Annotated in this window: 21 protein-coding genes; 11 read left to right on the plus strand and 10 right to left on the minus strand. The window is 45.2% G+C overall.

Annotation, left to right across the window (positions count from 1 at the left end; all coding sequences use genetic code 11):
* Window positions 1-28: 28 nt before the first annotated feature.
* Both ACO1PK_RS08535 and ACO1PK_RS08540 read right to left on the minus strand, forming a co-directional pair.
* A complete protein-coding gene (locus tag ACO1PK_RS08535) occupies window positions 29-712 on the minus strand; it encodes a hypothetical protein (protein ID WP_423185222.1) in 684 nt (227 codons plus the stop codon).
* Entirely contained in the window at window positions 687-2,339 is a 1,653-nt protein-coding gene (locus ACO1PK_RS08540) for an amidohydrolase (RefSeq protein ID WP_423185223.1), read from the minus strand. Before ACO1PK_RS08540 ends, ACO1PK_RS08535 begins: the two co-directional genes overlap by 26 nt.
* Before the next feature lie 404 nt (window positions 2,340-2,743).
* Here ACO1PK_RS08540 and ACO1PK_RS08545 point away from each other — a divergent pair, with 404 nt between their 5' ends.
* The gene (locus ACO1PK_RS08545) at window positions 2,744-4,111 is read left to right on the plus strand and encodes a peptidoglycan DD-metalloendopeptidase family protein (RefSeq protein ID WP_423185224.1); all 1,368 of its coding nucleotides are present in this window, start codon (window positions 2,744-2,746) and stop codon (window positions 4,109-4,111) included.
* A gap of 50 nt (window positions 4,112-4,161) precedes the next feature.
* Here ACO1PK_RS08545 and ACO1PK_RS08550 read toward each other — a convergent pair whose 3' ends face one another.
* Window positions 4,162-5,703, minus strand: coding sequence for a S10 family peptidase (locus ACO1PK_RS08550; RefSeq protein WP_423185225.1), 1,542 nt, complete (start codon window positions 5,701-5,703; stop codon window positions 4,162-4,164).
* A gap of 243 nt (window positions 5,704-5,946) precedes the next feature.
* Between ACO1PK_RS08550 and bfr (ACO1PK_RS08555) the strand changes: the two genes are divergently transcribed.
* Together bfr (ACO1PK_RS08555) and bfr (ACO1PK_RS08560) are read left to right on the plus strand one after the other, a co-directional pair.
* Window positions 5,947-6,420, plus strand: a complete 474-nt coding sequence (gene bfr / locus ACO1PK_RS08555) for a bacterioferritin (RefSeq protein WP_423185226.1) — start codon at window positions 5,947-5,949, stop codon at window positions 6,418-6,420.
* Entirely contained in the window at window positions 6,420-6,887 is a 468-nt protein-coding gene (bfr, locus tag ACO1PK_RS08560) for a bacterioferritin (RefSeq protein WP_423185227.1), read from the plus strand. The genes bfr (ACO1PK_RS08555) and bfr (ACO1PK_RS08560) overlap by 1 nt, the downstream gene beginning before the upstream one ends.
* 85 nt (window positions 6,888-6,972) lie before the next feature.
* Here the strand turns inward: bfr (ACO1PK_RS08560) and ACO1PK_RS08565 are convergent, their stop codons facing one another.
* Window positions 6,973-7,446: a hypothetical protein gene (locus ACO1PK_RS08565; protein WP_423185228.1), complete on the minus strand. Its 474-nt coding sequence runs from the start codon at window positions 7,444-7,446 to the stop codon at window positions 6,973-6,975.
* A gap of 124 nt (window positions 7,447-7,570) precedes the next feature.
* On the opposite strand from ACO1PK_RS08565, the gene ACO1PK_RS08570 reads away from it, so the two are divergent.
* Window positions 7,571-8,179: a superoxide dismutase gene (locus tag ACO1PK_RS08570; protein WP_423185229.1), complete on the plus strand. Its 609-nt coding sequence runs from the start codon at window positions 7,571-7,573 to the stop codon at window positions 8,177-8,179.
* Entirely contained in the window at window positions 8,176-9,075 is a 900-nt protein-coding gene (locus ACO1PK_RS08575; protein ID WP_423185230.1) for a ZIP family metal transporter, read from the plus strand. Before ACO1PK_RS08570 ends, ACO1PK_RS08575 begins: the two co-directional genes overlap by 4 nt.
* Here the strand turns inward: ACO1PK_RS08575 and ACO1PK_RS08580 are convergent.
* The gene (locus tag ACO1PK_RS08580) at window positions 9,072-9,665 is read right to left on the minus strand and encodes a hypothetical protein (RefSeq protein ID WP_423185231.1); all 594 of its coding nucleotides are present in this window, start codon (window positions 9,663-9,665) and stop codon (window positions 9,072-9,074) included. The genes ACO1PK_RS08575 and ACO1PK_RS08580 overlap by 4 nt on opposite strands.
* 279 nt (window positions 9,666-9,944) lie before the next feature.
* Between ACO1PK_RS08580 and ACO1PK_RS08585 the strand changes: the two genes are divergently transcribed.
* The 3 genes from ACO1PK_RS08585 to ACO1PK_RS08595 all read left to right on the plus strand — a co-directional run bounded on the left by ACO1PK_RS08585 (window position 9,945) and on the right by ACO1PK_RS08595 (window position 14,615).
* Entirely contained in the window at window positions 9,945-12,440 is a 2,496-nt protein-coding gene (locus ACO1PK_RS08585; RefSeq protein ID WP_423185232.1) for a TonB-dependent receptor, read from the plus strand.
* A gap of 26 nt (window positions 12,441-12,466) precedes the next feature.
* On the plus strand, window positions 12,467-13,816 hold the full coding sequence (locus ACO1PK_RS08590) for a 5-methyltetrahydrofolate--homocysteine methyltransferase (protein WP_423185233.1): 1,350 nt from the start codon (window positions 12,467-12,469) through the stop codon (window positions 13,814-13,816).
* Between the two features lie 244 nt (window positions 13,817-14,060).
* Complete coding sequence (locus tag ACO1PK_RS08595) at window positions 14,061-14,615, plus strand: phosphoribosyl-AMP cyclohydrolase (RefSeq protein WP_423185234.1); 555 nt, start codon at window positions 14,061-14,063, stop codon at window positions 14,613-14,615.
* A 127-nt stretch (window positions 14,616-14,742) separates the two neighbouring features.
* Here ACO1PK_RS08595 and ACO1PK_RS08600 read toward each other — a convergent pair whose 3' ends face one another.
* From ACO1PK_RS08600 to zigA, 4 genes are all read right to left on the minus strand, one after another.
* Window positions 14,743-15,417: a response regulator transcription factor gene (locus ACO1PK_RS08600; protein ID WP_423185235.1), complete on the minus strand. Its 675-nt coding sequence runs from the start codon at window positions 15,415-15,417 to the stop codon at window positions 14,743-14,745.
* Window positions 15,398-17,005, minus strand: coding sequence for a sensor histidine kinase (locus ACO1PK_RS08605; protein WP_423185236.1), 1,608 nt, complete (start codon window positions 17,003-17,005; stop codon window positions 15,398-15,400). Before ACO1PK_RS08605 ends, ACO1PK_RS08600 begins: the two co-directional genes overlap by 20 nt.
* A 94-nt stretch (window positions 17,006-17,099) precedes the next feature.
* Window positions 17,100-17,711 carry a DUF1826 domain-containing protein gene (locus tag ACO1PK_RS08610; RefSeq protein ID WP_423185237.1) on the minus strand — a complete coding sequence of 204 codons (612 nt, stop codon included), beginning with the start codon at window positions 17,709-17,711 and terminating at the stop codon, window positions 17,100-17,102.
* Window positions 17,711-18,916, minus strand: a complete 1,206-nt coding sequence (zigA, locus tag ACO1PK_RS08615; protein WP_423185238.1) for a zinc metallochaperone GTPase ZigA — start codon at window positions 18,914-18,916, stop codon at window positions 17,711-17,713. The genes ACO1PK_RS08610 and zigA overlap by 1 nt, the downstream gene beginning before the upstream one ends.
* A 241-nt stretch (window positions 18,917-19,157) precedes the next feature.
* Here zigA and ACO1PK_RS08620 point away from each other — a divergent pair, with 241 nt between their 5' ends.
* On the plus strand, window positions 19,158-20,708 hold the full coding sequence (locus ACO1PK_RS08620) for an AbgT family transporter (protein WP_423185239.1): 1,551 nt from the start codon (window positions 19,158-19,160) through the stop codon (window positions 20,706-20,708).
* A gap of 179 nt (window positions 20,709-20,887) precedes the next feature.
* Window positions 20,888-22,198, plus strand: a complete 1,311-nt coding sequence (locus ACO1PK_RS08625) for a dihydroorotase (RefSeq protein ID WP_423185240.1) — start codon at window positions 20,888-20,890, stop codon at window positions 22,196-22,198.
* Between the two features lie 133 nt (window positions 22,199-22,331).
* Here ACO1PK_RS08625 and folE2 read toward each other — a convergent pair whose 3' ends face one another.
* Window positions 22,332-23,249, minus strand: coding sequence for a GTP cyclohydrolase FolE2 (folE2, locus tag ACO1PK_RS08630; RefSeq protein WP_423185241.1), 918 nt, complete (start codon window positions 23,247-23,249; stop codon window positions 22,332-22,334).
* A 204-nt stretch (window positions 23,250-23,453) separates the two neighbouring features.
* Between folE2 and ACO1PK_RS08635 the strand changes: the two genes are divergently transcribed.
* A complete protein-coding gene (locus ACO1PK_RS08635) occupies window positions 23,454-25,508 on the plus strand; it encodes a TonB-dependent receptor (protein ID WP_423185242.1) in 2,055 nt (684 codons plus the stop codon).
* Window positions 25,509-25,661: the final 153 nt, after the last annotated feature.

Consider the following 25,661-nt stretch of genomic DNA (forward strand, 5'->3'; position numbering starts at 1 on the left):
CTGCGTGGCATGCTAGATACCAAGTTGGCTAGGGCTGTTTAGACAGCAATATCTGTTGTAACGGCGCCGCTAAATGCCCCAAATCCTTACGTAACACGTGACACATAGCAAAAGGTGCCAGAGTGACTCTGGAAATATTGTTAAGTTGTTGTTGTTCTAGATAAGCCTCTGCTGATAATTGATCTTCTAGCACCACATCTGCCCTACCTTGTAAAAGCATGCCAAAAGCTTGCTCCATACTGGTTACTGTTAATCTATTTCCTGCAAATGAAGTAAGCTCTGCCATTTTTAAACCCCTGACATGGACAACGATAAGCTCAGTGTTGTCTTGCCAATTCGTCAATATGTCAGCTGTTAGGCTGAATGCTTGCAGATAAAGATCACCGAGTTTGGCCTGAATCGTGATCAGATTTTCGTTTTCAAGTTGGCAAATTCGAAATAAATCCGCATCAAGCTGCAGGTTACTGACCAAATGTAAACGTCGTTGCGAGGGCATTGGAATAAAGAGGACTTGCTTGCCCAGCTGCTGATATGCCTGTTGTAGTTGGTTTTCTATATAGATACTTTTTGAAGATGGGCTTTGTGTAGTACCAATTAAAATAGGCTCAGCACTTAAACATAAAGGCAGAGTAGCAAAAAGCAGCCCTAGATTCCGCCAGAAGCTGTTTCTGGCGGGAGTGGCAGGCTTAACGTTTAAAGCGTTGCTGGCCATGGATCCATGTCTCTAATGTGGTGGTTTGCCACAATTCTGCTGCTGGTATCTTAAAGATATCTCGATCAACCAAGATAAAGTCAGCCCAGCTACCTGGGGCAAGTGTACCCATGGCATCTTCCTGAAAGGCACCATAAGCCGCATCGACGGTAAATGAACGAAACGCCTCAACCAGTGTGAGTTTTTGCTCAGGTAGCCAGCCACCCTCAGGTTGATTTTGTTGATTCTGTCTGGTTACTGATGCATGCAAGCCATGAAAAGGGTTGGCGAGTTCCACTGGGAAATCAGAGCCACCGACAATGATGCTGCCTTGATCGATAAAGCTGCGCCAAGCATAAGCCCCCCGTAAGCGGGCAACGCCCAAGCGATCGCCTGCCATATTCATATCCGACGTGGCGTGCACCGCCTGCATAGCCGGTAAAATATGTAACTGTTTAAAGCGTGGAATATCACGTGGCGAGACGACTTGCGCATGCTCGATGCGGTGACGGCTCGACTGAAGCACCTCTTGAGAGCTTAACTGCTCAAAGCGATCCAATACCAAGCGATTAGCTCGGTCACCAATCGCATGCACATTGGCTTGAAAGCCAGCCTCTATCGTCAAACGCATGATTTCTGTCAGGGCATCCGGCTCAGTGACTAATAAGCCTTGTTGACCAGGTTGATCGCTATAGTCCGCCAGTAAGGCGGCACCTCGGCTACCCAAGGCACCATCGCCATAGATTTTAACAGAGCGAATATCTAACCAATCGCTGGCATCATCAATAATGCCTCTTTTAAACCAATCTGCCAATTCAGGATCTTTAGCCGATAACATCGGGTAAATACGTACACCCAGTTTTTGCTCTTGTTGAAGTTGTTGGTAAAGCTTAACAAGCTCTGTCGTCACGCCCGCATCATGCACTGCGGTAATACCAAGTGCGAGTAAATGTTGAAAAGCACTTTCTAACGCGGCACGTTTCTCTACTATACCGGGGGCTGGGATTTTACGTTGTACTAAATACATGGCGTTATCAATTAAGACGCCGGTAGGTTCGCCTTGAGCATCTCGTATAATCTCTCCCCCAGGAGGATCCAGTGTGTCTTTATTGATGCCCGCTAAGGCTAAGGCTTTACTATTTACCCAAGCCGCATGCGCATCAACCCTGACCAAGTAAACGGGTTTATCTGCTACGAGCTCATCTAAGCTTGCTTTATTTGGAAAGGCTTTGCTATCCCACAGTACTTGATTCCAGCCTCGACCTACTACCCAAGGTTGCTCTGGATTGTGCTGCGCAAAGTTCGCTACAGCCGCAGCCGAAGCGGTTTCACTGGTTATGCCGCGCAGATCTGCTTGTTTTAGGTATTCCCCTAACCCCAAAATATGACCATGGCCATCAATTAAACCCGGCAGCAGCGTTTTACCCTGACCATCAATTTTTTTCGCTTGCTCGTATTGTGATACTAGTTCAGCAGCGCCTCTCGCCAATATTTGGCCACTTTGGTCATCAAAAACCAGGGTTTGAAAGTTCACCAACTGTCGATTTTCAGCGAAACCGTAACCCTGAATATTATGTAGGACAATAGGCTCGGCCTGAACGCTCAAACTAATAAACGAGAAAAGCAGAAATAAGGGTTTTAATTGCATAATTTACCTGCAGTTTTGCTGATACTTTATACAGACTATATCAGCTCTTTTTGTATAAAGGCATAGTCAAACAGCTCCCCTTGTAAATTTAGGTAAAGCTAATAATGTCATGACAAGGCCTCTTACATATAAAATTCGTCATAGGCACAATTTTTTTATGTGAATTTTAAGTATTATCTGGTAAAAGTTTTATATCTAAGCCGAAAAATGCACTAAACAGATTTTTGTTAAAAGACGGGTGGCATTCACCGCAACTAAAAAGGCATTTTAAGAATTAAAAAGTTATACTATAACAATGAGTGAACTTTTTCTGTTGCAAAGCCTCTGATGTTCGGCTCGAATTAAGGCATGCTCAATGCTTACTAAAATTTTTATCATTTTGAATAAATTAAGAACGCCAAGTAATGTTAAATAGCTTTTTTGTAGATTTTCGACGTCTTTTCCCGCAGGGCCATCAGCGCCTTATGTTGCTTTGTTTGGTTTTTATTACGTTATTGCTACTGTGGCCAACTTCGCAAAGGTCTACACAAAGTGGCATGGGGGTGTTGCCTTTACTGCTAAGTATCGGTTTACAGCAGGCGCCAGAGCAACTCGATCAATTACCGTTAAACGAGCTAGTCGCTTGGGTTGATGACAAATTACGTACGGAACCGATTGAAGATCCTTTCACCAAAATTTACAACATTGAAGCCGGCGATAGCCTTAGTCGAATTTTCTCGCGTTATAACTTAGGTTACCAAACTGTCCAACAAGTAATGGCGGCGGATCAATCCTTGTTAGCTTTAGATGTCTTACACCCTGGTAATCGTTTAACCTTGCAATTGGATGAAGCCGGGCAATTACAAAGCATGGAGCTTTTTATTCATGCTGGGAAAAAAGTTTTGTATGAAAGAGTTGCTGCGGATGAGTTTGCTTATCAAGAAATCATAGATGAAGGCGTTTGGCGAAAAAATATTTTGGCAGGCGAAATCTTTGGTAGTTTTTATACATCTGCGCAGCGAGTAGGTTTAAGTGATACGGATATCTACAATATCAATCAACTTTTTAAGGATAGGATTGATTTTTCGCGAGATATTCAGGCTGGAGCGCAATTTCAGGTGCTACGCAGTGAGAACTTTGTCGAAGAACAAGGCACTGGTCAAAGTCGGATTGAGGCAATTCGTATCTTAAACCGGCGACAAGTTTTGACAGCTTTTATGCATGATGACGGTCAATATTATGATGCGAACGGTGATAGCTTAGAAAGAGCTTTTTCGCGTATTCCCCTGCAAAATAACGTTCGTGTTAGCTCTCATTTTAACCCACGTCGCCTACATCCAATTACTAAGCGGGTTTCGCCACATAATGGTACGGATTTTCCATTACCTATTGGCACACCAATAATCGCGCCTGCAGATGGTGTAGTTACCCGTATTGAGAACCATCCATTTGCCGGTAAATATATTGAAATTCAGCACTTTGGTGGCTATAAAACTCGCTATTTGCATCTTAGCCGTTTTAATGTACAGCGCGGTCAAAGAGTCACAAGAGGTCAGCGTATAGCGCTGTCTGGGAATACGGGGCGTTCTACAGGGCCGCATTTGCACTATGAACTACATATCAATAACAGACCTGTTAACCCAATGACTGCCCATATCCCGCTTGCTCGACCTGTGCCTGCTGAGTCGAGGGCCGCTTTTGCAACTCGGGTGAAACAATTAACCGCAGAAATGGAACAACAAAGCGAGTTAGCTAAACAACAGAGTGCCAAAGAGTTGGTAGCAGCTGATTGAGTGTTGAGAAAATGGCCCTATGGGCCATTTTCTTGAATTGAAGTGCGGGATTAGTATTTTGCCGGCTGACCTGCAGCAGGTAACGACTGTAAAATAAATTCACGTAAATCGTCATTCGATTTTTTCAAATCTTCATAACGTAAATACATCATATGACCACTGCGATAACCTTTAAAACTTAAACGGTCTTTCATTTTGCCGCTGGGATCTAACTGCCACATATTGTATTTGGCATCAAAGTAGTTTGTTGCGCCATCGTAGTATCCGGCTTGCGTCAACACGCGTAGATAGGGGTTTTGTGCCATTGCTTGGCGCAGGTTTTCACCCGTATTATCATTGCTACGATCCCAAGGGTGTACATTACCGAACATGTTGTACTTAATATCAGTTTTGTAGTTTAACTCAGTTCGTAAGTAGTGGTTAATGGCGGGCGTAAAGGAGTGTAGCCACGAGGTCAATTCTGCCCAATAATCTGGTCGCTCACCTACGTCATTTTTATCTAGCCCAAGATAACGTGAATCTAAACGACCTACTGTGAATCCACGATCACGCAGTAATTCTTTCCAAAAATACGCCGTACTAATATCTAAGTTTGAGCGCATGACATTTTGCACACTGATCCCGGAGTAGCGACTCACTTGCTCTGCAATGCGCTGTTTTTCAGCCTCTGGCAGCGAGTTACCCCGCGCGAGCGCAGGTAAATATTCGTTTAAAGTGAAGTTTTCAACTTCTGGCAGAATATCGTACAAGTCTTTTTGTTGTAAATCTGCGGCTAGGGCCTGGTGATACCATGCGGTTGCGGCAAAGTACGGCAAGCGGTTTGCGGCTTTAACGGGCCCTTGCCGCTCAATGCCAATATCCGTTGGTGAAACTAAGATTACACCATTTAAATACATCCATTGATTATTTTGCAGCGCTAATGCTAAGCCCGCGACTCGGGTCGTCCCGTAGCTTTCACCAATCAAAAATTTAGGTGAAGGCCAGCGCTCATAACGATGCACAAAGGTGTTGATCCAGCCAGCCAAATAGTTCACATCGGCATTTACACCAAAAAACATCTTCTGTTGTTGATCACGTGAAGGCATCTTACCGTCTGGTCCTGGTAAAACACGAGAATAGCCGGTATTTACTGGGTTTACAAAAACGATATCGGCAACATCTAGTACCGAGTAAGGATTGGTTTTTACGCCATAGGGTTGTACTGGATAGCCCTCACTATCAATAACTAAGGCTTTGGGGCCGGTATAGGCAATGTGCATCCAAACGGACGCTGAACCGGGTCCACCATTAAAGGAAATCAATAACGGGCGTTTGCTGTTATCTTTGATATCGCTACGTTGGTAATAAGTATAAAACAAGGTTGCGGTTGGATGCCCATTCTCATCCCACACGGGTTGTGTGCCGGTAAAGGCTTTATAGCTGATACGTTGCCCATTAATCTGGGTGCGGTGTTCGGTCACTACTGCACTATCGATGTCAATACTGATAGCGTTTTCATGGGTTTTAGGGTTATTTGCCAATACGTGAGAGGGGAAGGTTAACGTTAACCCTAGACCTACTGCTACTATAGCCAGATAGTATTTTGCGAGCATAAAGTATTCCATTTTTATAATTAAACAGATCAAGTTCAGCTTAACCATAGCGTTAAATAAGTCACAAGCGAAGTGAGTTGCGATTGGTGGCTGAATTTTAGGACAGAGTGCTGCTAATAACAAAATCCACAGTAATAATGCAAAGCATTCTTAATTGTATCTTTATGATATTAAACATTTTTTTGCCAAAAACGCTATTTTGCTCTATGCTATAACACTAAACGTTATTAGCAGGAGTCTGTTATGCATGGTCACCCACAGGTACTAAGTAAATTAAATGAAGTACTTACCGCAGAGCTTACATCAATCAATCAGTATTTTTTGCACGCCCGCATTTATAAAAATTGGGGTTTAAAAGCGCTGAACGATGCCTGTTACAAAAAATCGATCAAAGATATGAAGCAAGCTGATGCCTTGATTGAGCGTATTTTAATGCTGGAGGGTTTACCTAACCTGCAAGCGCTTGGCAAGTTGCGTATTGGTGAAGATACCCCTGAGATGCTGCAGTGCGATTTAGATTTTCAGGTGGAACAATTGCCCTTATTAAAAGCCGCGATCGCACTTTGCGAAAGCTTACAAGATTATGTTAGCCGCGATTTGCTTACCGAAATTCTGGAAGATGAAGAAGAGCATTTAGATTGGCTAGAAACACAGCAACATCAGATTAGCGTATTAACGCTGGAAAATTATTTACAAGCACAGTTAGGGGGTGAGTAATGCAGGGCAGTACTAAGGTTATCGATGCATTAAATAGCTTGCTGGCCAATGAGCTCGCTGCGATGGATCAGTATTTCATTCATTCCCGTATGTACCACGATTGGGGTTTGCAGAAGTTATTTGCGCGTATTGATCATGAATTTGATGATGAAAAAGGCCATGCTTCAGCACTAATCGAACGGATTATTTTCCTAGGTGGCACCCCTGATATGAGTAAGCGCGATGCTATTCATGTTGGTAAAGATGTGCCCGCTATGCTGCAAAATGATTTGAATGTTGAATATGCTGTGCAAAAATTATTAAAGCAAACTATGGCGTTATGTGAGCAAGAGCAAGACTTTGTGACACGCAATATGTTGCAGGGTTTACTGGATGATACTGAAAATGATCATGCTCACTGGCTAGAGCAACAGTTGCGTTTAATTAAGTTATTGGGTTTACCGAATTATCTGCAATCACAGCTTTAATCTACAATAGCGCTGCCCTTCTTGCGGCAGCTATATCGCCATATAGGGATGATATAGCTGCCGAATACCAACACCAAATACCTTTTTAGTGAATACTACTACTCAATAACGCCATGGCTATAGTTGGTGTGTTAGTCATATTGGCATTACAGCTTAAGGTATGTCGATAAATTTCACGGCGTAAACTACAGCATTCCTGTAATAGCACCACACTGGCATTATCTATTGCATCCAACTGTTGTTGTAATAGTTGTAATCTGCCTAAGGCTCGTTTTAATAAGCTGTGACATCTGCGCCAACGTTGCTGCCGTGCATAGACTTCAGCTAAATTCTGAATCGCAATGGATAAACAGATGACTAAGTCAGCGGTTGTCGTTTGGTTGCTGGATAACATCATGATTCGAGGTTGAGCTGTCTGCTGATGCAGTTTCAGCGGTAAGTGGTGTCGAATCAAAATAATACTATGTAAATAATATTCACTGGCTAACTGCCATTGTGCTTGTCGAAAAGCCTGATTGCCTTGTCGTTGTAAGTGTTGCCAATGTGCGAGCGGGTCCATAATGACTCCATTGATTTTGGTTAATCTGATTGCCTGAAATGACAACTCTAATGTCAGACATCTTGGCTTGCTTTTTTATTATATGCAAATGATAATGATTATCAATAATAAAAGAGGAGGTGTTATGGCTTTCGTGTTACCGGAATTACCCTATGCTTATGATGCACTAGAACCTTATGTGGATACCCAAACCATGCAGATCCATCATCAGCGGCATCATCAGACCTATGTGAATGGCTTAAATCAAGCGCTAACTGGCACAGATTATGAGCATTGGTCGCTGATGGCGTTACTCACGGGCTTTGCAAGTTTACCGGTGTCATTGCAGAGCGCGGTACGAAATCATGGCGGCGGGCATGCGAACCATTGTTTATTTTGGCAGATCATGTCGCCAGATGGCGGTGGGGAACCGCGTGGCGAACTTGGCAAAGCTATTCAATGTGAATTTGATAGTTTTACTACATTTAAACAAGAGTTTACTCAGGCGGCGCTGAGTCGATTTGGTAGTGGGTGGGCTTGGCTGGTGATGACTGATGAAGGACGGTTACAGGTAACAAGTACCGCTAATCAAGACAGCCCTTTGTTGATGCAGCAGATCCCCTTACTTGGCTTGGACGTATGGGAACATGCTTACTATCTGAAATATCAAAATAAGCGACCGGAGTATATTGACGCATTTTTTCAGGTTATTAATTGGCCTGAAGTTGCCCGGCGGTTTGAGGAGCTGGCATGAGTACCCCTCTAGTGTTAAAAAAAGGCAGATCCTTAGGGCGGAAAATCCTAGGCTGGTTTATTGTATGCTTTGGTAGCCTATATGCTTTGCAGCAATTTGTTGTTCTACTGCAACAGCATACGCATATACGCTATGCCTTTTATGCGGGGATGGTGGCGGCAGCAGCTACTGCAATAGGCGCATTACCTGCACTTTTTTCACGACGGTTGTCAGCCAGATTAAATGCGGCCATGCTGGGGTTTGGTGGTGGTGTAATGCTCGCTGCCAGCATTTTCTCGTTAATTTTACCCGCCTTACAATTGTTTAACAGCCATACCCCTTCTGCCGGTTCCTATGCTGGCGCGTTACAAGTTGCCTTAGCGATCTTGGCAGGGGCTGCGGCAATGCTGCTGTTAGAACGCTGGATACCGCACGAACATTTTATAAAAGGTGCGGAAGGTCAGCTTGCGAAAGCATTAAAACGAAGTTGGTTATTCGTGCTGGCCATTATGCTACACAATATTCCTGAGGGATTGGCTATTGGTGCGGCTTATGCTGGTGGTGAGGCAACGGGGGCATCTGCTTTAGCAACTGGCATTGCAATTCAGGATGTTCCAGAGGGATTTGTTGTCGCTATGGCTTTACTTGCAGTGGGTTATCGTCGACGCACTGCGCTTGCGGTTGGTATGCTCTCTGGTTTAACCGAGCCGATCATGGCGGTTTTTGGTGCTGCTGTTCTAGGTGCATCCGCATTACTACTGCCTTGGGGTTTGGCTTTAGCCGCTGGCGCCATGTTATTTGTTATTAGTCACGAGATGATTCCGGAGTCGCATCGGCAAGGACATGAATTATCCGCCACCAATGGTTTAATGCTAGGCTTTGTGTTGATGTTAGTACTCGATACTGCCTTGGCTTAATGACTGCGTACATAGATCAACTGAAAGCGAATCGCTTGCTGTTGCAGCCAATGATAGCAAGCGCGTGATAAACAATCTGTGGTTCGGCAATACAGAGTTTGCTTATTACCGTCTTGCCGTCTATTTAAAATTTGAAAGCTACCACGTGGCATTAATCCTTGTTGGGCCAGCCATTCCGAGATCTGACTTGGAATAACAGGGGTATTATTGTGTAATTCAACCGATGCTAGCGCCTGACACAGCGGTACTTGCCAACTTTGGAAATAGACGCTCTGGCATCCTGTCAATTGCTGCTTAGTCAACCAAAGCGCAACCTTGCTATAACTATTTTGTGTCTGCAAGTCTAACCATTCAAAGGTACTCAGCGAGGTCGCTCCTCCTTCTAAGGAGATTTCAAATTCATAACCAAGATAGGATTCTTTAATACAGCGAAATTCCAGTAATCTGAGATGCTGCCATCCCGCATTTTCTGGAAAAAGTCGATGCTGCTGACAGGGAGCGATTGTTGTCCCTGAGTGCGATTGCAAAGAGGGCCAACATTCTGCAACTAATCCTAAAACTTTTTTGAGTAATGGCTTACTGGTGAGCAAAAGTGTCTCTCCTAAGAAATTGAATTGTAAAAAAAGGGGTAATCTGCATTACCCCACAATGCAGGATCAGTCACAAAGACCAGAGAGAGGCAATCCGTTACCTAGTGCGACAATCCGTTAAATGGAGTATAAAGATTTTTCACCTAAATAAAAATGGTTATCATTTAAATAAATTTTGGCTCTCTTGATTAGTGCTGTATTGTGATAATATTACAATTTGGGTATATTGATACGATATAACATCTTGTCGATAGTGTCATAAAGTGGTTTGGGGGAGTAATGATTAAGAAAAGTGCTTTGGCACTGCTAGTAGCCAGCACCTTAGGTGCGCCTGCAGTTTTAGCGAGTACTATTAACGGTGTAGTACTTGATCCACAAGGTCGTCCTGTAGCAAATGCTAAGATAACAGTGATAGGTAAAAACCTGAAAACGACCACCGATAATGAAGGTCGGTTCAGTTTAGCAGGTATTAACGTTGACCATGTCGAGTTACATTTAGCTGCTCGTCGCTATGGTCATCAAAATCAGCATCTCGATGTGCCACCTGCTGGCTTACAAAATGTGCAATTGACTTTGCAGCCTAGCCCTTTTGAAATTATTGATGTCACCGCCAGTCCCCTGCATGCATCGATTACTGAATCGGCTTTACCTGTTACGGTATTGGCAGGCGACCGTCTGAAAATGCAGCAAGCCGCCACCTTAGGCGATACGCTTAAAAATGAAGTTGGGGTACATAGCAATTTTTATGGTGGTGTTGCCAGTAACCCAATTATTCGTGGTTTAGATGGTCCTCGTGTGTTAATTACCCAAAATGGCTTAGATGCTGGTGATGCTTCTCGCGTGGGTCCAGATCACAGTGTCGCAACAGAAGCCAGTACCGCTACGCAGATTGAAGTATTACGTGGCCCAGCTACGTTATTTTACGGCAGCGGCGCTATAGGTGGTGTGGTTAATATCGTGGATGAGCGAGTCCCGACTACCAGTACGCCGCGCGCTGAGTGGATGACTCAACTGCAAAGTGTTAACTCTGAGAAACTGATCGCGGGCTCAGCGGCAAGTGGTAACGATTTGTTTGCAGTATATGTTGATGGTTTTTATCGTGACAGTATGGATTACAAAGCTGCAGCGGGTCATGCGCATGCTGATTCAGATGATCACGGACATGATCACGAAGATACACATGAAGGTGAGCATGGACATACCAAGAGTGATCGTATTGCTAACACCGCGTCGACGGGTAAAGGCGGGACCATAGGAACTAGCTTATTGTTAGATAATGGTTTTGTGGGTGTCTCTTACGGTCGGTTAGAGCGTCAATACGGTATTCCTGGGCATAGTCATGGCGGTCACGCTCATGAAGAGGGCGCTGAGGAACAGGTATTTGCGGATAAGCAACAAGATCGTTTTCAGTTGCACAGTAGCTTATTTTACCAAAATAACTTTATTCGGCAGATCAATAGTCGTTTCGCTTACACCGATTATCAACATGCTGAAATTGAAGGCGGTGAAGTAGGCACGACGTTCAAAAATAAAAGCCATGAAGGTCGGCTTGAGTTAATGCATCAACCGCTATTCCACTGGAAAGGCGGCTTGAGTCTGCATTACAAATACAGTGATTTTATCGCGGATGGTGCTGAGGCATTTACGCCCCCCTCAGATACCACCATGTTAGCATTAGGCTGGATGAGCGAGCGGCATTTTGGGCCTTTATTATTGCAGCTTGGTGCCAGAACTGAGCGCGTGACGATTAAAGCTGACAATGTGCGCTTGCCAATGTTAAGCCTGCATGGTCATGATGACCATGACCATGACCATGACCATGACCACGACCATGGGCCTGACATCACGCGGCTATTTGACTTTTCTACCCGTTATAACCCCTACAGCTTATCAGCAGGTTTAGTGTGGGATTATGCGCCGGGTTACAATGTCGGCGTGTCGCTTTCGCGATCAGAACGTGCCCCAAGTGCTGCCGAGTTACTGTCGTTTGGCGCGCATATCGGTACGCGCAGCTATGAAATCGGTTCTTTATTTGCGCTGAATGCGTCAGAAGACGGCTTTGAATTAAACCGAAATGGGTTTAAAACGGAACGTGCGACTAATCTCGATTTGACTTTCCGCAAGTTTGAAGGTGATTTTGGTTTTGTGGTAAACGCTTTTTATAACCGTGTAGACAATTATTATTATCAGCGTTTCACTGGGTTATTTACTGAATTCACTCATGACCACGGTCATGACAGTCATGATGGTCATGCTCATGATGAACATGATCATAGTGATCACGACCATGCAGACGAAGGGCATGATCATGATAGTGGACATGAAATGCCCGTCTATTTATACACCAACGAGGATGCCAACCTATATGGCTTAGAAGCGCAGTTTGTTTGGCAATTACATCCCGCTTACACGCTATTAGTGCAGGGCGACTATATTCGTGCTGAACTAAGAAACGGCGGTGATTTACCTCGTACACCACCATTGCGTTTGTTATCTACGCTAAGTTATAGCGGTGATGCACTAGACGCTGATCTCACCTTGGCACGCTACTTCAAGCAAAGCAAGGTCGCTGAGTTAGAGCACAAGACCGCTGGATACACGCTATTAGATGCTTCTGTAAGTTATCGCTTTAACTTTGCTGGTCAAGAGTTAGTGACTTATTTAAAAGGTCAAAATTTATTAGACCAACGCGCCCTCGTGCATACCTCCTTTTTAAAAGATGATGCGCCACTTCCTGGGCGTGGTATCAGCATTGGTTTACGGGGTCGTTTTTGATTTTTAATGGAATGTGGAATAACAAAATGAAGCTTAAACAAACAAAGAAATACTTGGCACTCGCCATATCTGTTGCATTATTGAGTGCCTGTGGTGATACCACGGTAGAGATTAATGAACTTGCGCCCATCGTGATTGAAAATCCAGATCATGACCATGATGAGATCAATGGTGCTGGCAGATTAGTGGTTTCGGCAATTGATAATAACTTTGTGCAAGTTCTAGAGTTGCCTGAAAAAACAGAACTAGCTACTTTTATGGTTAATGCAACGCCAAGTGCAATCTTTAGTAGTGGTGATTATCGTTACGCTGCGATTGTGCAGCGTAATCAAGATTTGGTGAACTTTATTGATGGTGGTTTATGGCAGGAAAATCATGTCGATCACTTACATGATTATCAAGAAGCACCGCGTTTTATGCCATTCCAGTTAACCGGCGTGAGGCCTACGCATTTTCAACAAGCGCCTGGTCAGCTTGCGGTATTTTTTGATGGTAACAGTGCAACCGGTGCTGCGGCGAGTGTTGCGGTGCTGACAGACGCGGATATTGGTGAAGACCGAAGTGATTACCCGCAGTTGACATTAACAACGCATCAGCATGGTGCAGCGCAAGCACGTGGTGAGTTTTTAATTAGTACGCTACGCGATGCCAATAGCAGCACTACTTTGCCTAATCAAGTGGCTTTGTATAAAAAGCATAGTGACCACTTTGACGAAGTACAGGTGTTTGCTGAAACCTGTCCAAACTTACATGGCAGTGCACAGAGCCATGACTTTGTTGCCTTTGGTTGTGCCGATGGCGTATTACTGATTGCACAAGATGGCGAGACTTTTACCGCAACCAAGTTAGCAAATACTGCTGATTTTACCGGTACGCAAAGAGTGGGGACTTTGGTGGGGTCACCTGAAGCCGAACATTTTGTTGGTTTAGCAGGAGCAGATGTTTTTGCGATCCATGCTGAAGACAATGAAATGGAAAAGCTAGATTGGCAACCAGGTGCCGCTACTGCCGTATGGGGCAGTGATTTTGCTTACCAAGACAAGCGCTTTGTGTTACTAGACAACACTGGCCAACTGACTATCTTTGAGTACCACGGTCACGAACATGCTAATACCAACACAGCTGCCTTTAGCTTTTTGGCAAAGGTGCAAGTGACCGAGGCAGATTTAACAGCACTACCTGCCGGAAGCCGTTTCCAGCTGGCTGTTTCCGCGGCAGACGATAAAGTTTACGTTACCGATCCTATTGCAAAACAACTTATCACCATTGATGTGCATGAAGCAGAAATTACTGCTCGTAAACAATTAAACTTCACTCCTCATAAATTAGCTTGGGTTGGTATTGCTGAGCCAACGGAAGAGCATCACGATCACTAATACGTAGCGAGTATTAATATTTTAGGTTCCTTGGTGTTGTTTTGCCGCGCTGTTTTATGTAGCGCGGCTTTTTTTTAAGCTAAAACCACCGTATGTTCAGCTTAATTTAATCAAAACAAATCTTCGTATTCATTGTATCTCTAGTTTTAGGTTAATTGTCTTACCTTAATATAAGCATATCAAACAACAACTTGGCGGCTAGGAAAAGGCCCACCATTGCAGTTAACTATAAAAGGTATAGATGATGACACGTTCTAAATTAACGACTTTAACAACCGCGTTTATGTTGATGACTACTAGCCAACTAGCTTTCGCAAGTTCCAAAGCAATAACCGAAAGTGAATTACAGGCTGCTCAAGAAGCATGGGGCCAAGCACTAATCAGCATCAGCGAGGCTTATAGTAAAGGTGGACGCGAAAATGCAGAGCAAACAGCGCGTGCTGTACTGGATGCGGCCTATGGCTATAATCTTGGCCCTGTTTTGTTTAAGCCCACCTTAGCCAATGGCGAGCAAACCTTTCGTACCACTTATGACGGTGCTTTGGCCTATTTTGTCGGTGGCAACAGTGCTTTCGCAGGTGATAGTGGTTTTGCTTTAAAAGGCTGGCAAGGATACGAATTTAACAATGCGGCCGTGCATATGAACGGAGATTTAGCCTTAACCATGGGACACGTTACGTTAACCAATAAAGATGGCAGTGTTACCACTGTAGATAAAACTTGGGGCTTTAAGAAAGATGAGCAAGGTGATTTACGTATCGTGTTGCATCACTCCTCTTTACCTTATTCTGCTGAATAAGCCCAACTGACTTTCACATATTCCCATCGATGTTTTTGCTGGTAAGGTCCTCTGCTTACCAGCCTTTTTGCCTAATTTACTCTTGCGCCTAGTTTACTCTTGCGCCTAATTTATTCTTGCGCCTAATTTATTCTTGCATTATTGCATAACCCAAGCCACGTCGAGTATGTAACAGTTTTACTGGATGGCTATCATCAATTTTTTTACGCAGCCGAGCCAGATAAACATCGACAATATTGGTTAAAGGATCTTCGTTTAATCCCCAGACATTGGTTAAAATGCGCTCACGGCTGTAAACTTTGCCACTGTTACTCATCAATAATTCGAGAATCCCTAGCTCTTTTGCGGTAAGGCTCAACTCTTGGCCCGCTCGATGCGCTCGCATGGTATCCAAATCTAATACTAAGTCAGCTACTTGCAGTTGTCTCGAATGCTCCTTACTGGCACTACGTTTTGCTAGGGCTTCTATGCGAGCAAGCAATTCTTCGAAATGAAAGGGTTTGCCTAAATAATCATCCGCACCGGCACGAAGGCCTTTAACACGTTCATCTACTTCAGAAAGCGCCGACAAAATAAGAATTCTGGCGCTAATTTGCTGGCTGCGAAGTTGTTGGCAAATCACCAAACCATCAAGGTTGGGTAGCATGCGATCTAACACAATAACGTCAGGCTCAAATTGCTTCACTGTTTCAACCGCATTCAAGCCTTCTGTTAAAAGTAAGGTAAGGTAGCCTTCGGCTTTCAGGCCCCTTGATAAAAAGCCACCTACTTTTTCATCATCTTCAATAATGAGTATCTTCATCTATTTCTCCACTGAAAATAGGTAGGGTTAATAGCACTTGAGCTCCCTTTGGCAGATTTTTATGCAAGCTAATGCTGCCATCATGCGCTTCCATAATAGCTTTCGCAATACAAAGGCCAATTCCCAAGCCATCTGGGCGAGTTTGTCTGGCCATATTGCTGCGGTAATGTCTTTCAAATACCCGTTCCACATCTTCTTCGTTCAGCCCTATGCCTTCATCACTAAGATTGACTTGCAATTCAGTTTCATTAATTGCGAGAGTTAGCCATACCTGTGAGGTATGTTTTGCATAATACTTTGTATTTTCAGCGATAATACGTAATACACTATCGAATTTTTCAGTATCTAACAGTAACCAAACCGTTTCGTACTCAGTCTTAGGCCCTTGCCAGACTAGTTCAAAGTCGGATGCTAGCTGTTGGCGCAAGGTCGCAAGAATTTGTTGGCTAAAGTTTGCTACTGTTATTGGTTTTAAGCTGACTTGGCGCAGCCGATCTTCGCCACGCGCTAACATTAATAAATCATCGATGCGTCTGCTTAATTGCAGGGTAGAAGCTAAAATTCTGGAAAAGGATTCTTTGTACTCAGTGCTATCTTTATCGTGTCCTCTGAGGCTGATTTCCGCTTCGCCTTGAATACTGGTGGTAGGCGTTCTAAGTTCATGACTAATATCAGCCAGCAGTTGCTTTTGCCGATATTCTGCTTGGTAAAGCTGGTTTAATGCTTGTTGCAGTTGCGCCGTTCGGTCTTGAACTAACTGTTCAGTTGCGTAGTGGTTTTGTTTCTCCTTCTCGGCAAAATTGGCAATATAACCCGACATTAAATTAAACTGCCTGGCCAGTTCTGCGAATTCTGCAGGGCCTGTTTCGGCAATCTTGTAATCAAACCGGCCTTGTTGTAATTGCTTGGTGCCATCCAATAATTGCTGTAAAGGGCGGCTGAGCGCTTTTGATAAATGATAGCCAATCACTATGGCAAAAATTAAGCCGGCAATACTGATTAGCGCAATAGTGAGTTTGACTTTTTGTAGCGCCGCAAGCGCTTCTTGCTCAGTATTGCTGGCGCGCTCTTTTTGCTGCGCAATCGCTTGCTGCAGTAACTCCGATAAATCGGTATCTTGAAACTTATCAAATAAGCTTATCAACACTCGCCAGCGCTCGGCTTCATTTGGGTTAGGCGCAATTTCGCTGGTACTGAGCGCGTTGGCTAATGTTTGTAGATTACTTTGCAATAATGAAATCACTTTTACTTGCTGCATGGTATGTTGCAAGTCGTTTTCATTTCTACTGAATAATTGATCTCGGATAGCTAACTGGTCTAGTTGATAGAGTTGTTGTTTCATGCGAGAAAATAAGATATCTCGAAAAGTGGTATTGGCATCTTCTGTGATTAAATATTCAGCTAGCCACACTTTTAAATGCTGCTTATCGGCTCTTAAGGAAATAAACTCGGTTAACATTTGGTTGGCAATGCGATTGCGCTCGGTATGAAACTCAGAGTTTTGATGTGCCCAAAAGGCGATTGCTGACTGCAATAAGATGATGGTTAATAACACACACAGCGAGATCACCAGTTTACGCAAATACATGCCATTAGCACCTGCTAAAATTTTTAATAATTGAGTATAAAGCGTATCGCAGGCGTAATCATGAAAATCAGGTTAAGTATGTTATCAACTGGCCTTACCATACTGGGTCAAGCGTCAGTAGCAAACGTGCACCTGCAACCGCCGGTGAGCGATGACTAATAGCGTAGGTTTGCATATCCTCCCAGCCGCTGCCTTTTAACAGCGCTACGTCACCTGTATTCAGAGCGTGACAGGTTGCAGGATCAGAGAGGGGGCCGCTATGCCACTCCGTGCCCGGACCAGAGTAAGTACTGACTAAGCGACACACGAGATGGTCTGTATGAAACTTTGGGCACATGGGTTGCTGCAGTGCACTTAACCTTACGCCAAGCTCTGCACAATCCATCAGGCAGGCGAAAATATCGGCTACCTGCTGTACATCGGCAATAAAAGCCTTTTTACCGTTAGCTGCTGGCAACAGCGTGTCCAACAACAGGCTTACGTCATGCAATGCTACCCGCCGTTGGATAGGGTGTTTTAACGCTATTAACAAGTCATCTGCATAATGGCGTATCGACGTTGCTAAGCAGCGTTGCCAGACGCTTAAATTCACATCTGGCTCAAAAATCGTCGTTAAAACTGCAATATCGTCAGCTTGGTGCTGGCGTGCCGAGAGTAATTGTGGCTCTGGCGACAGGCTTGTCCATTGTAATGCTTGTATAGCCATTATGCCTCCAGTGTGCCTTGAAAAGGATTGGTTAAGTTTTGCCAGCTAACGCTCCCCAGCGCGAGTTCAGTATCGGTGAGTAAGGCTTGCTCAAGCTGTTGCAGCATGTCGGCTTTATTCAATTGCTGGCCGATAAACACCAATTCCTGACGGCAATCCCCAAAGGGGTCGTGAAATTGTGCCAGTATCGCCGCTTGCGATTCAGCATCATCCGGCCACTGCTCGCGAGGCACGGCTTGCCAGAACAATCCCGCCATCCCATAGCGGGCAATGCCACCTGCTTGATGCCATTGCCAAGCATAATCTGGCGTGCTGGCTAACCAAAAGTAGCCTTTTGAGCGCAGTAATTTACCGGTTGGCCAATCTTGATGTAAAAAATCATAAAAACGCTGTGGATGAAGCGGCCGCCGCGCCATAAAACTAAAGCTACTAATGCCATATTCTTCGGTTTCTGGGGTATGCTCGCCGCGCAGTTCTTGCAGCCAGCCTGGTGCTTGCGCGGCCTGCTCAAAGTCAAACAAGCCGGTATTAATGATCTCCGACAGCGCCACCTTGCCCTGTTCGGCGAGTAGTTGTTTGGCTCTGGGGTTAAGCGATTTGAGGATGGCTTGTAATTGTGCCAGCTGCGTCGCATCGACTAAATCGGTTTTACTGATCACTAGCACATCACAAAATTCGACCTGTTCAATCAACAAGTCGGCGATACTGCGCTCGTCCTCTTCGCCCAAGCTTTCGCCGGCGCTAGCCAAATCGCGGGCCTCCTGATAATCCTTTAAAAAGTTTACGGCATCCACCACGGTCACCATGGTATCCAGCCTTGCGATATCTGCTAGCCGACTACCGTCTTCATGTTCAAAGGTAAAGGTTTCGGCAATCGGCAGTGGTTCGGAAATGCCGGTGGATTCAATCACTAAATAGTCAAAGCGACCTGCTGTGGCCAGTTTACCTATCTCCAGCAGTAAGTCTTCTCGCAGGGTGCAACAAATACAGCCGTTGCTCATTTCTACCAGTTTCTCTTCAGCGCGATTAAAACTGATCTCTTTATTCACCTGCGCGGCATCAATATTAATTTCACTCATATCGTTAACGATAACGGCAATCCGTAAACCGTCGCGGTTATGCAAAATATGGTTTAGTAAGGTGGTTTTACCGGCGCCTAAAAAGCCGGATAGCACGGTAACGGGTAGCGCTACTGGGGATGACATAGAATACGGACTCTTTGATATGTTATATTGTATCAATTATAGCGATATGTTAAGGCAAGTCTAGTTGAATTACTACTATCGATGAGGCTGTGCAGTTTCGCTGTCTGCGTTTACAGTTGCCGATTAGTGATCAACAGAAACCTTGTTTCAAACCTCTTTTTCTTTTAGGCTGCTGGCAAGTGTAAATAGGGTTTAAATATAACAAGTCAATGTCACTTGTTTACATTAAAAAGAGGTAAAGATGACAACTCCGGTTACAGAGCAACCGACAGGCTTTATTGCCTTTGTAGAGCGCATGGGGAAACGTATTCCTGATCCCGTGATCATATTTATTTATTTTCTGGTTGGCGCGCTCGTCCTGACCGCGCTAATTGGTGGCTTACAGTTTGAAACCCATGGCGCTGCAGGTGTACCCGTGGTGCATGAAATTAAAAATATGCTGGCGCGGGAAAACGTGATCTGGCTATTTGATAATGCGCTGCTCGCGAATTGGTTGGGTTTTGGTGGCGGCGTATTAGGTGTGATCCTAATTGTGATGCTAGGGGTAGGGATTGCCGAACATTCAGGGTTATTTAATGCCATCTTAAAAAAGGTTAGTCGAGGCTTGCCGGTTAACTGGTTACCATTATTTTTGGTCTTTATCGGCATTATGAGTTCAATCGCCACCGACGCTGGCTATTTAATTCTGATCCCGTTAGCGGGCTTGTTGTATGCAGGGCTTGGTAAAAACCCACTGATCGGGATGGCTGCAGCTTTTGCCGGCGTTTCGGCCGGCTTTAGTGCCAATTTGATTCCAGCAACGCCAATTGATGTGATTATTGGTATGAATGCAAAGGTGTTTGCTGAGGCGCAGGGCGTGCCTTTTGTGAATGCCGCCGGTGAAGCCCTTACCCCTGCCACCATGCATTACTATTTTATCTTTGCTTCGACCTTTTTGTTGGCTGCCGTTGGTGCCTGGGTGACCTTGAAGTTTGTGGCGCCCAGATTGGAGCATAAACCTTATACGGTGCCAACCGATTTACAACTATCGGACTTTGATGTAACACCTGCAGAAAAGCGTGGCCTTAGAGCCTCTGGAATTGCCTTAGTCTTAGCTCTGGCGGCCATTACCGGCTTAGCTTTAGGTCCTTTAGCCAGCTTTACCAATGCGGCAGGACAGCAAGTCACGCCTTTTTTAAACAACATCATCCTTGTGATTACCTTTGTTTTTGCCGCTGTGGGGATTGCCTTTGGCGTAGCCAGTGGCAAATTTAACAGTATGCTCGATATTGTCAAAGCCATGGTTAAACAAATGGATACCATGGGCTATATCTTGGTACTAACCTTCTTTTGTTATAACTTTTTAGGGGTGCTGAGCTATAGCGGACTGGGCGCTTATATTACCTATCTTGGTGCCAACGCGCTTATCCTATTAGGCTTACAACAATATCCAGTGTTACTGCTTATTGGCTTTGTGCTGGTCACCGCCCTTATTAACCTGTTTGTAGGTGGTCTCACCTCGAAGTGGATGTTACTGGGGCCGATCTTTATCCCAATGCTATACATTGTTAACCCTGCGATGACGCCCGATTTAGTCGCCGCGGCTTTCCGAGTCGCAGACTCTGCCACTAACGTGATTACGCCGATGATGAGTTATGCCGGTATTATCTTGGCCTTTATGCGCAAATATAATCCGGAGCTAGGCTTTGGTGACATGATTGCCATGATGTTGCCTTACTCCATGGCTTTCTTGGGCGCTTGGATTTTGCTATTAGTAGGTTTCTTTAGTTTCGGCATTCCGCTGGGTTTTTAGCATCTTAAATAGTTCAACCTAAGTATCAAGGCGTTATAGAGTAAGGTGCTCTATAACGCCTTGTGTTGTTACTATTAGTTCTGACAAGATGAATCTTAAAGTCAACGCCACGAGTAGTTGAAGTGCAGATAAAAACCCTTTAGCATTGTGTTATGTTATAACATTATGGGTGGGTTAATATGTCAACTAAGCTTTTAATTAAGCACGCTAAAACGTTAAGCGCTTTACTAGGCAAAAGTGGCGAAGCCGAAGTCATCATCGATGTGCGGATCCGAGATGGCCGTATCTCTGAAATAGGTCAGGCGTTGGCGAGTCAAGATGGCGAGCACTGTATAGACGCAACAGGCTTATTTTTATCTCCAGGGTTATTTGATCCGCAAGTGCATTTCAGAGAGCCCGGCATGGAGTATAAAGAAGATATCGCCTCTGGAAGTCGCGCAGCGGTCAAAGGCGGTTTTACTGCTGTAGTATCTATGCCAAACACCTCGCCGGTGGCAGATCATCCTGATGTGATCACCTTTATGGTTAACCGCGCACGTGACACCGCATTGTGCAAAGTCTACCCTACCGGTGCCTTATCAAAGGGGCTCGCCGGCGAAATCGTGACGGACTTTGCTGCTTTACGAGCTGCGGGGGCGGTCGCAATTACAGATGATGGTAAAGGAGTGCAGCGGGATGCTATTTTTTATCAGGCGATGCAGCAAGCCAAACTGGCTGATTTAGTTATTCTGGATCACTCTGAGGATGAAACACGTTCAAACCATGGCGCCATTCACGCCGGCAAAGTCAGTCAGCAATATGGCATTCGCGGCATAGGGGCCGATTCAGAAAGTGTGCACGTGGCCCGCGGCTGCCAGATGAGTGAGGCGACGGGCGCACGCTATCATGTGTTGCATGTATCTACCAAGGCCTCCATTGATATTATTCGTGCCGCTAAACAAGCTGGCGTGCGAGTGACGGTTGAGGTTTCTCCCCACCATCTGCTGTTGTGTGATGAAGATATTCCTGAGAAAGCTGACGGTACCCTAGATGCAAACTGGAAGATGAACCCGCCGCTGCGAAGCCGTGCTGATATGCTGGCTTGTCAGCAGGCGTTACTAGACGGCACCATCGATGCTATTGCCACCGATCACGCGCCTCATTCGCCTGCAGAAAAAGCGCTACCGATCGAGCAAGCGCCCTTTGGTATTATCGGGCTGGAAACTGCCTTTCCGTTAATGTACAGCCACTTTGTTCGCAGCGGTAAGTTATCACTTGGCGCTTGTATTGAGCTAATGAGTCGTAACGCGGGTCAAATCTTTAATATTGAATGTGGCCGAATCTTAGATGGCTCTGCGGCCGATTTGGTGTTGTTTGATCTTGAGACGCCTTTTGCTATTACTCCAGACTTTTTTGCCAGTCGCTCACAGAATTCCCCATTTGTTGGCCATACCCTGTATGGTAAAACTTGTTATACCTTTAGCGACGGTAACCTTGTCTACCAAGCGTAACCGTATTAGCCGCCGGTTACGCTGCTAATACTTATTAATACAAGTATTGCAACGCGAACCGCTAGTTTTAAAAGGGGGTAGGCCTATGCAGCATGGTGATCATCACTTTAGATAGGATAAGCGATAGCTACTGTTATACTGTTGAAGTAACCCGAGCAACGGCATCATGTGGATGCAAGCTTTCTAGGTGCTTTACTTCAATTGAATAAATTGGAAACTGCGCCCCTATTGCGGTGGCTAAGCGTCTGGCGGCATCCTCAACAAACATCAGGTTTTGGCCATTCAGTTTGGCAAAGGCTTGTTCATCAGCGCGCTTTACCGCGGTTTGGACTGGTGTAACCAGAGTCTGTTCTGCTAACAAAATAAGTGGCGTAATGCCAAACTCATCTTGCTCACTAATATCAACAGTGATTGAGGCAACACTGCGTTGGCTGTGTGGTGTAGCGTAGCTACCCTGTTCTAGCAGCCAGTCTGCCATGTCATTTTTGGTAATTGATTGCTTATTGGCAAAATCTTTGAGAAATTTTTGCTGCAGTAGCTGCCGGCTTAAGGCGGCAGAGCAGGGGCAAGTCGATGAATACAGAACATCAGTACTGAGTTGTAAACGAAATTGTGCTGCATGCCAGCTCGCTTTTAGCCTAATCGGATAGCTTTGCCAACCAGTAAGATCTGTCGTCTGCAAAGCGGGCTTGGCTCGTAAATACCTAAACTGCAACGTTAACTCTACCTTATCGGCAAAGGCTTCTTGCTGGCTTTCAACCATGCTTTGTAATAACAGTGACAGCGTTTGAGGTGTGCATACTTTGGTACTAAAGGTATTGAGCAATAAATACAGCCGAGACATATGAATGCCCTTGGCATTGGTATTACCTAAGTTAACGCCAACATCTGCCGTGGCCAGATAGTGCTGGTGCTGTCCGTCTTCCAGCAACGAAAGCGGTAAATCAATACCCTGCATACCCACAAAGTCTAAAGCTGGCTCCGCTGTCGCTAAGGCCGCACGAGTAATATCGATAAGCGATGTGTCGGGGTTGGCTCGCGATGAACGCATCAAAGGCTTCTCTTCGTTAAATCAATAATGTGATATTATCACATTATTGATGCGAGCCAAGCTGTTTTCCATGGGTTACGCATTGTAGATTATCGAACGCATTTTCGTTATAACCTGTGTTTTGATCACTTAATCGAACCAGACTTGCGCCGTTATCCGCTTCGTTTTAGTATGCGGCAACTTTTAAAAGGTGAATAAATTGTGATGTTTAGATTAGCCAAAATTTCGTTCGCGGTGGTTACCGTGCTGGCGCAAAGCCAATTAGCCTTCGCTGATAACGCCGAAACAGCAGCATTAACAGCAGATAGCAAGCTAGAGCGTATTGAAGTCAGGGCCTCAGGCTTAAAACGTGAAGTGGTGGAAATGGCCGGGCCGGTCACGGTATTAAGCGGCGAAGAGCTACTGCGCCGTACCGACATTAGCATTGGTGAAACCTTAAAATATGAAGTGGGTGTGCATGCTAACTACTATGGCCCAGTCGCCTCACGGCCGGTGATCCGCGGCTTAGATGGCGCTCGGGTGCAGGTGGTGCATAATGGCATGGGTACCGGCGATGTCTCGCGCGAAGGGCCAGATCATACTATCACCGCCGATGCCGTAACGGCGCAGCAAATTGAAGTATTGCGCGGCCCAGCCACCTTGCTGTATGGCAGTGGCGCTATTGGTGGCGTAATTAACGTGGTCGATAATCGTATCCCACAGCAAATCCCTCAGCAAAGTGACACTATTCTGCAAACCCGTTTTGGTACTGCCGCCAGTGATCGTAGCTTAAGCTTTGCCCACGATAACGGCGCAGAGCAGTTTGCTTGGCACATCGATGGTAATCTTCGCAAGGGTAATGATTATAAAGTCCCTTTATATCAAAACGACGCAGGCGACAGCAGTAAGCGCTTACGCAATTCTTGGTCAGAACATCAGGTGCTTAATCTAGGTTCCAGTTATATTGCTGAGCGGGGATTTGTAGGCGTCAGTTATGGCGTGATTAAAACTGAATACGGTTTACCAGAAGGCCCCGCGGCAGAATACGAAGAAGGCGAATATATTAAGCTTAATCAGCAGCGGGTAGCGCTGGCCTCAGAATATCGGCCAGTAGATAGCCTGTGGCAAAGTGTGACTGCCGATATTGCCTTAACGGATTATGACCATGCTGAATATGAAGGCGGTCAACCAGGTACTGAATTTTTAAGTGAAGCGTTAGAATTGCGCAGCACCGCTACCTATGAGCTGGCAGAAAGCTGGCGTGGTATTGTGGGCTATCATGGTATTTTGCGTGATTATCAGGCTTTAGGCGATGAAACCTTTACTCCAAATACCGATACTGACAGCCATGCGCTTTTTATGCTGCACGAAAAGCGTTTTGGTGCCGTTAAATTGGAGTTTGGGAGCCGCTATGAGCAGCTTATCCATCAAGCCTATGAGTTGGAGGATAGCCTAGGTAGCCGCGATCTTGAGCAAAAATTTAATTTATTCAGCTGGTCTTTTGGCGCGGTGTACGATGTTCAGCCCAATCAGCAACTGACTTTATCTTACAGCCAAGCGCAGCGCGCGCCGGCCGCAAATGAGCTGTATGCTAACGGTATCCATATTGGCACCCGCTCCTATGAGATAGGTGTCGGTTATGATGTCACCAATACCAATGGTAATGTGCAAATCATTCACAACCCAAGTTTAGCGCAGGCTGAGCAGGCAAATAATATTGATCTTGGCTGGCGCGGCCAATTTGCCAATGTGAGTACCAACATTAATTTGTTCTACAACCAAATTGAAAACTATGCCTTTTTAGCTAACCTCGGGTTTGAGATTGCCGATTTTGCAGCTTATCAATATCAGCAACAAAATGCCCGTTTGCATGGTATGGAAGCCAGTATTAGCTGGCAAATTACCCCTGAACACCAAGTTACCTTGATCGGTGATACTGTGGTCGCGCGTTTGCGCGATGGCGGTTATTTACCTCGGGTTCCGTCTTACCGTTTAGGAGCGGAATATGCTTATCGAGCAGATAGTTGGGGCGGGCAGCTTGGACTGACGCACTATGGTAAACAAGATCGCTTAGCCGAAAATGAAACCCCCACTGCTGGTTATACCGTGGCAGAGGCCGGGGTTAACTATTATCTTGACTGGCAACAGTACGAGCTAATGGCCTTTGCTAAGCTACAAAATATCACGAACCGGCTGGGTTTTGTGCATAGCTCCTTTATTAAAGAAGATGCGCCCTTGCCAGGCCGGCAGCTGGTGCTAGGGTTGCGTTTAAACTTTTAACCCGCAAGACCGGCTGCTGGGTTGATTGCCAGCAGCCGATTAGCCAAACCATGACACACTTTCTTACAAAAGCCAGCAGTCCAACGCTGGCCTCTTGTTAGCCATTTCGTTAGTATTACGCTACTTAATTTTTACATATCAGGTAAAAAAGGA

The sequence above is a fragment of the Alishewanella sp. d11 genome (genome assembly GCF_049390205.1).
GTDB lineage: Bacteria > Pseudomonadota > Gammaproteobacteria > Enterobacterales > Alteromonadaceae > Alishewanella.